The organism is Veillonella sp., assembly GCF_015058545.1.
In the GTDB taxonomy this organism is placed as follows: domain Bacteria; phylum Bacillota; class Negativicutes; order Veillonellales; family Veillonellaceae; genus Veillonella_A.
Genome location: NZ_SVCB01000069.1, coordinates 1 through 9,054 on the forward strand (window position 1 = coordinate 1; position 9,054 = coordinate 9,054).

9 protein-coding genes are annotated in these 9,054 nt (G+C 48.0%); all 9 read right to left on the reverse strand.

Going from position 1 to position 9,054, the window contains the following annotated elements; all coding sequences use genetic code 11:
• Positions 1–172: 172 nt before the first annotated feature.
• Positions 173–664, reverse strand: a complete 492-nt coding sequence (locus E7204_RS04435) for a S1 domain-containing RNA-binding protein (RefSeq protein ID WP_127058429.1) — start codon at positions 662–664, stop codon at positions 173–175.
• 97 nt (positions 665–761) lie between these two features.
• A complete protein-coding gene (locus E7204_RS04440; RefSeq protein WP_295181983.1) occupies positions 762–1,070 on the reverse strand; it encodes a septum formation initiator family protein in 309 nt (102 codons plus the stop codon).
• A 166-nt stretch (positions 1,071–1,236) separates the two neighbouring features.
• A complete protein-coding gene (gene folK, locus E7204_RS04445) occupies positions 1,237–1,713 on the reverse strand; it encodes a 2-amino-4-hydroxy-6-hydroxymethyldihydropteridine diphosphokinase (RefSeq protein ID WP_295181986.1) in 477 nt (158 codons plus the stop codon).
• A 13-nt stretch (positions 1,714–1,726) separates the two neighbouring features.
• Positions 1,727–2,089: a dihydroneopterin aldolase gene (gene folB / locus E7204_RS04450; protein WP_021840849.1), complete on the reverse strand. Its 363-nt coding sequence runs from the start codon at positions 2,087–2,089 to the stop codon at positions 1,727–1,729.
• Positions 2,089–2,925, reverse strand: coding sequence for a dihydropteroate synthase (gene folP, locus E7204_RS04455; protein WP_295181991.1), 837 nt, complete (start codon positions 2,923–2,925; stop codon positions 2,089–2,091). The genes folB and folP overlap by 1 nt, the downstream gene beginning before the upstream one ends.
• Positions 2,903–3,484, reverse strand: a complete 582-nt coding sequence (gene folE / locus E7204_RS04460; RefSeq protein WP_295181995.1) for a GTP cyclohydrolase I — start codon at positions 3,482–3,484, stop codon at positions 2,903–2,905. Before folE ends, folP begins: the two co-directional genes overlap by 23 nt.
• A gap of 11 nt (positions 3,485–3,495) precedes the next feature.
• Positions 3,496–5,052, reverse strand: a complete 1,557-nt coding sequence (locus tag E7204_RS04465) for an ABC-F family ATP-binding cassette domain-containing protein (RefSeq protein WP_021840846.1) — start codon at positions 5,050–5,052, stop codon at positions 3,496–3,498.
• 78 nt (positions 5,053–5,130) lie between these two features.
• Positions 5,131–7,413, reverse strand: coding sequence for an amidohydrolase (locus E7204_RS04470; protein ID WP_295181998.1), 2,283 nt, complete (start codon positions 7,411–7,413; stop codon positions 5,131–5,133).
• A 133-nt stretch (positions 7,414–7,546) separates the two neighbouring features.
• The coding region (locus E7204_RS04475) for a peptide ABC transporter substrate-binding protein (RefSeq protein ID WP_295182002.1) at positions 7,547–9,054 on the reverse strand (1,508 nt) is incomplete at its 5' end.

Consider the following 9,054-nt stretch of genomic DNA (forward strand, 5'->3'; position numbering starts at 1 on the left):
AACCTCCTAAGTTGAAATGTTGTGGTTACCAGACCAACTTCATTGTACCATTAGGAGGTTCTTTCCTTTTCTATAAGAGTTTTTTACCGACCCCCAGTTTAACTGGGGGTTTAGTCATGCCTATTCGGCGTACAATAAAAAGATGATGCGAAGCTTCGCATCATCTCACTGTTTAATCTCTGCGACCTCCACGACCGCCACGTTTGGATTCGGTATTTCGTTTTAAATCTGTCAATCGTTCTTCGCTGTCTTTTAAGAAACGACTCATTTTATCTTCAAAGGACATACCGCCGCTTTTGCGTTCAAAAGAATTACGGCGATTACCATCGTGAGCACTGCGAGCATGCCCATCATGCTGACGTGGGCGGAACTCTCGTTCTCTAGGTTCACGATTTTCAGTCTTTGGCGCTCTTGGCGCAGCTTCCGGTTTAGGTAATGTTTGCTTAATCGATAAGCTGATCTTACCTTTTTCATCCACACTCAAAACTTTAACCTTAACTGTGTCTGCTTCTTTAATAAAATCCGAAATATTTTCCACATATTCATTCGCAACTTCTGAAATGTGCACCAAACCCGTTTGTTTGTTACCTAAGTCAACAAACGCACCAAATTTCGTGATCCCCGTAACAGTGCCTTCAAGAACACTACCTACTTCAATGGCCATGCTAACCCAATGTCCTCCTAAAATTACTAAAAACGTTGTGCCGTAATACATGCACACTAGTTTAATTATATAGGGCTTTGAAAAACCTTGTCAACAGCTATTTAACGTACGGTACTTCGCCCGGTTTTACCAGCCCCAATTCATCGCGTGCTACCCCTTCAATCTCTTTAGGATCCTGAAGACGCTGTTTATCCTGTTCCAGCGCTTCATTGCTCTTCTTCAATTCTTCGATTTGAATTTGTAACTGATGTTGTTGCTGTTTGATAACATAAATATCATACATCGTGCGCAAAATAAAGATAAGACCTAACGCAAGTATAATGATTTGTGCCCACATTATAATTTTATTGCGTTTCGGTCGTTCCCTACGGCCCGCACGGGGGCCTTTTTTTATCTCCTCTGCCATATGTTAGTCCTCATCGTCACGTACTGCTTGAATGAGCCTATTATAACATTAATATCGAAACTCATCAATGAATCATTGCCTTGATGACAACTAAATTAATTCACCCATTTACTCGCTACCGAGGTCTATGGATTTCATCGCTTGAGTATACTCATATTCCTTACAATTATGCTTCGTCCAATTCGTTTATTCTGTCCCCAATAATCTGCCCGTGAAAACTAAAGCTGGGATACAATTCCCTGAGCGGCACTAAGACAAACGCTCTATCCCACAAATAAGGATGGGGAATCGTTAGCGTTTCACTTTGCACCGCCAAGATGTGTCCGTCTTCTTTTTCAGCCCACACGATATCGAGATCAAGTGTGCGCGGTCCCCAATGAACCAACCGTTCTCGGCCGGCCGCTTTTTCAAGCGCCTGCATCACCTCGAGCATAGCTTCCGGCTCTAAGGTGGTAACAACCTTACAGGCACCATTTAAAAACGGCCCCTGATCCGTGTTGCCCCAAGGCGCCGTTTCCAGCCATTTAGAGGGCGTCACCGACTCAATGGCTTCATGGCGACGCAAACCGTCAATAGCATTGGCCAAATATTGCTCACGGTCGCCTAAATTAGATCCCAAACTGAGATAATAGATATATTTCATCAAAAAGTCTCACCTACATTTGACCTCGCGTAATGGTAATTTCCGCATAGTCCAGCATGCCCGGAATCGGTACCGCCGGTTTACGAATGGCCACAGCGAGCCCGATAATGCCGCGATAATTATTCCATAATTCATCGGCAATCAAAGTACCCACTTTTTCCAATAATTTCTGCGGTTCCCCCGTCACGACACGTTCCACCGTATTATATACTTCCACATAATTAATGGAATCCGCCAAATCGTCGGACTGACCGGCTTTGGTCAAATCTATTAAAATCGTTACATCCACAAAAAAACGTTGCCCCTGACTGTTTTCCGATTCCAAGTTCCCATGATACCCGAAAAAGCCCATATTTTTTAAAACAATCTTATCCATTAGAACTCTCCTCTCAACAAGGCATCTGCTACGGTCAATGCTTTTTTGTGCATGTCTACATTGTGCACGCGCACCATATCTATTCCCTGAATTAAGCCAGTAATACAAGCAGCCACAGTGCCTTCGTCACGTTGATCCGGCGGGCAATCATTGAGCATGGCCCCGATAAAACGCTTACGGCTCGGCGCCAACAAAACAGGGTATTCATAGGCCGTCAATTCGCCGAGACGCTGCATAACCTCAATATTCTGCTCGCCCGTTTTGCCAAAACCGATGCCCGGATCGAGCCAAATGTTCTGCGGTAAAATCCCTTCTTTTAAGGCAATGTCCACAGACGCAAAGAAAAAGGCTTTCATATCTTCGATGATATCGCCGTAATTCGTATCATTCTGGTTGTGCATGATGATAACCGGCACCTTGTGTTTAGCCGCTACGGCCGCAATATCCGGGTCGTAACGAAGGCCCCAAATATCGTTCAGGATATGTGCCCCGTGAGACAGTGCATAATCCGCTGTTTCGGCCCGATAGGTATCAATGGAAATCGGTACCTTGGTAGCTTCCAAGACAGGACCTAAGAGCGCCTCCATACGGCTGATTTCTTCTGCCACCGAAATATGCGTATGACCCGGCCGCGTTGATTCTACGCCGAGGTCAATTAAATCGGCGCCCTGCATTTCCATTTCACGAGCATGCACGATAGCCGCGTCCGGTGTATTATATTTGCCGCCGTCGGAGAATGAATCGGGCGTGCCGTTCAAAATCCCCATAATCAAAGTACTGTTATTGAGCACCAACGTTCTGCCGTCATCCCATTTATAACTGCGTCGTTTGAACATCCGTTGAACCTCCTAAAATAGTCAAAGCTTCTTCCCGAAGCTGTCCCGTCCGGCTTAACACGCCGCGACATTCCATGGTTACAACGGCCGTTCCTTGTTGCAACTCGCCTTTAATGAGCATACACAAATGTGTTGCTTTAATGCGTACCATCACGCCTTCCGCTTCCAAATCCGTCTCCAGAGCCGTCGCAATCTCGCGGGTCATGCGCTCCTGGAGCTGCGGCCGATGGGCGAATAAATTCACCAAATCGCTGAGCTTGCTGAGCCCTGCTACACGACCGTCTTTCGGTTGGTAAATAATATCGGCAGTGCCGAAAAAAGGCATCAAATGATGTTCACATACAGAATAGAAAGGGATACTCGTTACCGCTACCAAGCCTTTGTACTCGGTAGGGAAAATATCGCCCCAAATCTCAGCGCTGGACTTATTCATGCCGGCAAACAACTCTTCATATAAACCGGCCACCCGTTGCGGCGTTTTCTCCATATCAGCCGCTTTTAAATCAATGCCCAAGGCTGTTAAAAACTGTGCAACACCCTCGCTGGCCTGTTCTTTCATGACAAGACCTCCTATACGATTTTAGTCGTCCACGATTCCACGTTCCACTCATCGGTAATCCAAGAGCGATAAAACTCCGGCTCATGGCTGACTACCAAAATCGTTCCTTTAAAACGACGTAACGCATCAGCCAATTCTTCCTTGGCGGCTACGTCCAAATGATTCGTCGGTTCGTCCAAAACCAACACATTGTACGGCTCCTGCATCAATTTGCAGAGTCGCACTTTTGCATTCTCACCGCCTGACAAGACGCGCATCTGGCTTGTAATGTGCTCATTGGTTAGCCCGCAACGAGCCAGCGCGGCCCGTACTTCCGCATTCGTCATGGCAGGATATGCATTCCAAATATAATCAAGTGCCGTCATATCATTATGGGCACTGTCTTCCTGTTCAAAATAGCCGACTTGTAAAAAGTCGCCTCGTTCCACCTCACCGGCAAACGGTTTAATTAACCCCAACAATGTTTTAAGGAGTGTTGTTTTGCCGAGACCATTCACACCGCGTACGGCAATTTTCTGATTTCGCTCAAGCACTACATCCACCGGTTTAGTCAAGGCCGAATCATAACCAAGCACCAAATCTTTGGCGCTGACTACGAAGCGGCTCGGCGTACGGCCTTCTTTAAAACCAAAGGACACTTCCAAATGAACCTTCGGTTTGTCCAAAATCTCCATCTTCTCTAAGCGCTTCGCTCGGGAATTGGCCATACCGCGCGTAGCCACGCGCGCCTTGTTGCGTTGAATGAAATCTTCCATGCGCGCAATTTCCTGCTGCTGCCGCTCATAGGCTTTAACAGCCTGCGCACGCTGCACTTCATAAGCTGCAAGGAACTGTTCATAGTTCCCCGTATAGCGCGTCAACTGCGCCTGTTCGATGTGATAAATCACATTGACTACGGAATTCAAAAATTCCATGTCATGAGAGATGAGAATAAAGGCGTTTTCATAATTTTGCAAATAATTCTTAAGCCACTCAATATGCTCCACGTCCAAATAGTTCGTCGGTTCGTCCAAGAGCAAAATGGTCGGTTTTTGCAATAAGAGCTTCGTAAGTAATACCTTCGTACGCTGACCGCCGCTCAATTCGTTAACGAGTCGGTCAAGACCGATGTCTACAAGCCCTAGGCCCTGCGCCGTGCGCTCAATGGTGGCATCGATTTCGTAAAAACCGCGGTGTTCCAACTCTTCCTGCCATTCGCCGGTCTTCTCCAAGAGCTCATTCATGCGCGCTTCGTCACAATCGGTCATCTCCATGTAAGCAGCCTGCAACTCTTTATCCAATTCGAATAAATCGCTGAATGCATCACGTAGCACGTCGCGAATCGTCTGGCCTTCCGCCAATACGCTGTGCTGATCCAAATAACCTACGGTACCCTTATTGGACCATTGCACCGTACCTTCGTCGGGCAGAATTTTACCCGTTATAATATTTAAAAACGTAGACTTCCCTTCGCCATTAGCGCCGATTAAGCCTACATGTTCACCTTTTAATAAACGAAACGACGCATCATCCAAAATTTGACGGGCGCCGAAGCCATGCGTCACATGTGACACCGTTAGTACACTCATCAGTCATCTCCCAACCGCATATCTAATGTAAAAGCCGTCTAAAAAAGACGGCTTAATTTAACCATATATATTTTACCTTTATTTTACTTCTCTGTCAAAAACACAACCATACTGCCACCAATGGCGCAGTGCGGTAAGCGCCATAATATGGGCTCCTTTTTGAATCATGGCAAGCCCCTCCGGCGAACCGGCGCGGGCCGCAAATTCCGGTGTGTGAAGGCCCATGTTTTCACCGATGGCCAACGTGAGCTGTACCGTCGGTACCACATGCGACACATTGCCCATGTCCGTACTGCCTTCCGCTACGTCAGCCGGCAATATGGTAGGCTTGGCACCAAACTCTGTCATGACCTGCTCTGCCAAGTTACGCCAAGTCAAATCTTCCCGCAAGTCTTTAAAAAGCGGTTCGTAGTGGCGAAGCTTAACTTCAGCCCCTTTAGCTTTAGCAATTTCAACGGCCTTAGCTTTTACGGCCGGCAAAACAATATCTTCTAAAAACTCCACCGTATGGGCTCTGACGGTCATATGCAAAGTAGCCTCCGCGGGAATCATATTCGGCGCTTCGCCCGCTTCGATAAAGATTTGACCGATAACCACTTCATCGCCCCACTGCTCTTTTAACTCATTCACGGCAACATATAAAGTAACCGCACAATCCAAGGCATTAATGCCTCTGTCTTCTAAATCCGCCACATGAGCGGAACGACCGATAAATTTCACTTCCAAAGGATGACTGGCCAAAGAAGAACCACCAAGCTCGTTCACATCGGCGGGATGCGTCAACAAGGCACCGGCATAGCCGTTAAATACGCCTGCATCGGCCATGAATACTTTGCCCCCTACGGTCTCTTCGGCGGGACAACCGAAGAAGGTGGTCAGTGCTTCCGGTACAGCCGCCGCAAAGCCGATGGCAGCGCCCACACTCATGGCGGCAATCAAGTTATGACCGCAACCGTGACCGAGTCCCGGTAACGCATCATATTCGCCGAGAAAAGCCATTTTATAGGCACTATCTGAATTTCCCTTATCAGCTTTAAGGGATGTGGCAAGCTCCGGAATCGTACCGTCGCTCACATCGGTTTTAACCTGAAAAGCTTGCTCTTTAAGCAACGTCTTAATCGCCGCGACCGCTTTATGCTCGGTCAACCCCACTTCGGGATTGGCATGTAAATAAGCGGACAAATCGATAAGCGGCTGTTCTATATTCTGAATGGCCTCATGAAGACGAGCTTCACTCGCTGCCAAGGAACCATCATCAGGCAGCTCCGCCACAGTTTTAACATCATCTAAGTCGGCAATAGGGTTCCCATCCGTTAAATCGGCAACATGATTCGCCCCCGCTAAATCGGCAATAGGGTTCGTCTCCGCTAATGCATCAAGAGAGTCGGTCTTCACCGACACAGGGTCATTTACAAATGACGTCCCCTCGCAATAAGGGAACAGCACCAATGTATTGGAAATAGCCCTAAAGCTTACATAGCTTCCCAGCGGCAAAGCCTGATGAGGCGTGCCGTGACCGGTTGGTACATAGCACACAAAGGGTTCCGGGGCGTCTTCCGATCGTTCCGCCATCATGTAATCCAATACATGAGCGCCGATTTCATAATCCGGTTCGTCTTCGTCTTCACAGTTGGTAAACGTTCCGAGAGCCACCCCTTTAACGCAGCTCAACACGCCTTGACGGCGCAACTGCTGGAGCATTCTATCTATTTTATAAGGTGGTTCACCAATATCCTCCAACAGCAAAATGGTATCATCCCAATCTTCCGGATTCGGAGCGTACGGCGTACCGCCCAAACTGCAAAGAATCGCTAAATTGCCGCCAATGAGCCTGCCTTCTTCCATATTGGCGCCGATAAAACCGCGTGGTGGCGCCAATAAAGGCTCGATTACGGAAGTTTTCCCCTCAAGCAAATCAAATAAGTGGGCTACATCGTTTTCACGACCCGGTTTTAACCAATCGACGCCCATCGGCCCGTGATAGGTAACCAAACGGCTGTAGCGACCAATGGCCGTATGTAAAGCCGTACAATCACTATACCCTACAAACGGTTTTTGCCCCTTACGAATGCCTTCATAATCCAATAAATCCAAATAACGCACTGTGCCGTAACCGCCACGCAAAGCAATTACCGCATCACAATCGGAGTCCGTCATAAAGGTATTAAATTCCGCGGCCTGCTCCTCCGGCGTGCCCCCATAGAGGCCATGGCGATAACAAGACGCGCCGAATACAGCCTTATAACCGCGAGCTTCAACCAAGGCCTTCAAACCATCCAGATTTTCTTCCGTCGCCGAGGCCGGTGCCGTAAACGCCAATGTCATGCCCGGTTGTAACCGTTTTGGCAAAATCCAATCCATTAGTACAATCTCCTGTCTTTCAATCTTATCATTACCGAATATAGCGCAAGCCGGCGCCGCTATATTTAGGCGACGCCAGCAATGACTACATTCAGTATAATATATTCGTTTATACTTTCGCTATATGCTATTTCTACTTGCGGAACGCATGTTTAAACTCAATCGTTCCCAAGCTTGACCAGTAGTACCCGCCCACCGTATCACGGGCCACATACGGCGTGGTGGTGAAGTAAATCGGCATAACTACAGTATCGTCAAAAATCATCGCTTCCGCTTCATGCATGAGTTCATTACGAAGTTTCACATCCGTCGTATTGTGAATACGCTCTATCAAAGCATTATAGGCTTCACTGTGATATTGTGCATCATTGGCGGAATCGTAGAACACATCGAGGAAGGTCTGTGGATCCGCATAGTCGCCAATCCACGACGCACGAGCTACCTGATAATGCCCTTCTTCACGGTTCGCCATGAACACCTTCGTTTCCTGATTCTGAAGCTCTACCGTAGCGCCCAGCTCATTTTTCCAAATAGCCTGAACCGCTTCGGCAATAGCCTTATGCATTTCATTGGTATTATACAAAATCGTCACCGATGGCAACGGTTTATTCGGCCCGTAACCGGCTTCGGCCAATAATTTTTTAGCTTCCGCCACATTATAGGCCACCAAATTGCCCCCTTCGGCTCTAAAATCCTGATTCGTCGCTTCATCAGTAAGTCCCGGCGGTACAAAAGCATAAGCCGGCGTTTTACCGCCATGAACGATGGTATCAACTATAACCTTGCGGTCGATAACCATGGAAAAAGCCTTGCGCACCAGCGGATTATCAAACGGCGGTGCCGTTACATTAAACACATAATAATAGGTCCCCAAGGACGGCGCCACTTTGAAAAGGCCTAGCTTCGTCAAACGGTCCTGGTCGGCCACCGGCGGCTCTACCATAATATCTACGGCGCCCCCTTCAGCGAGAGTAAGGCGCGTGCTCTGCGATTCGCTGATAGGCCATTCCATGCCTTTTAACTTAACCGACGCAGCATCCCAATATTTATCGTTTTTAACAAACTGCAATTCCGCACTGTGCTGCCATTTCACCAGTTTAAACGGCCCGTTGCCGATAAGGGTAGCTGCCGAAGTTGCCCAAGTATCAGGCGCCTGTGACACGATGTCTTCACGCACCGGATAGTACGCGTGAAAAGCCGTGAGCCCCAAGAAATACGGTGCCGGTGATTCCAAGGTAACCAACAAGGTATGATCGTCAACGGCCTTAACCCCTACATCTTCAGCCTTGGCTTTTTCCGTGTTATAGGCTTCGCCGTTTTTCAAAACATAGAGCATAAACGCATTATTAGCCGCTACTTCCGGATTCAAAGCACGCTTCCAAGCATACTCAAAATCATGAGCCGTCACCGGCTTGCCATCGGACCAAGTAGCTTCCGGGCGAAGATAAAAAATATAGGTCAAGCCATCCGGTGAAATCGTCCACGAGTTGGCCACCGCCGGTTCCGGCACATCTTTAGCATTCAAGCGCGTAAGCCCTTCGAAGACAGCCAGTTCCACGGACGATTCCGGCAAGGTAGACGATTTAGCCGGGTCCAAAGTGGACGGTTCTTGCTCCAAAGCATAGCGCAAGGTGTCCGGCG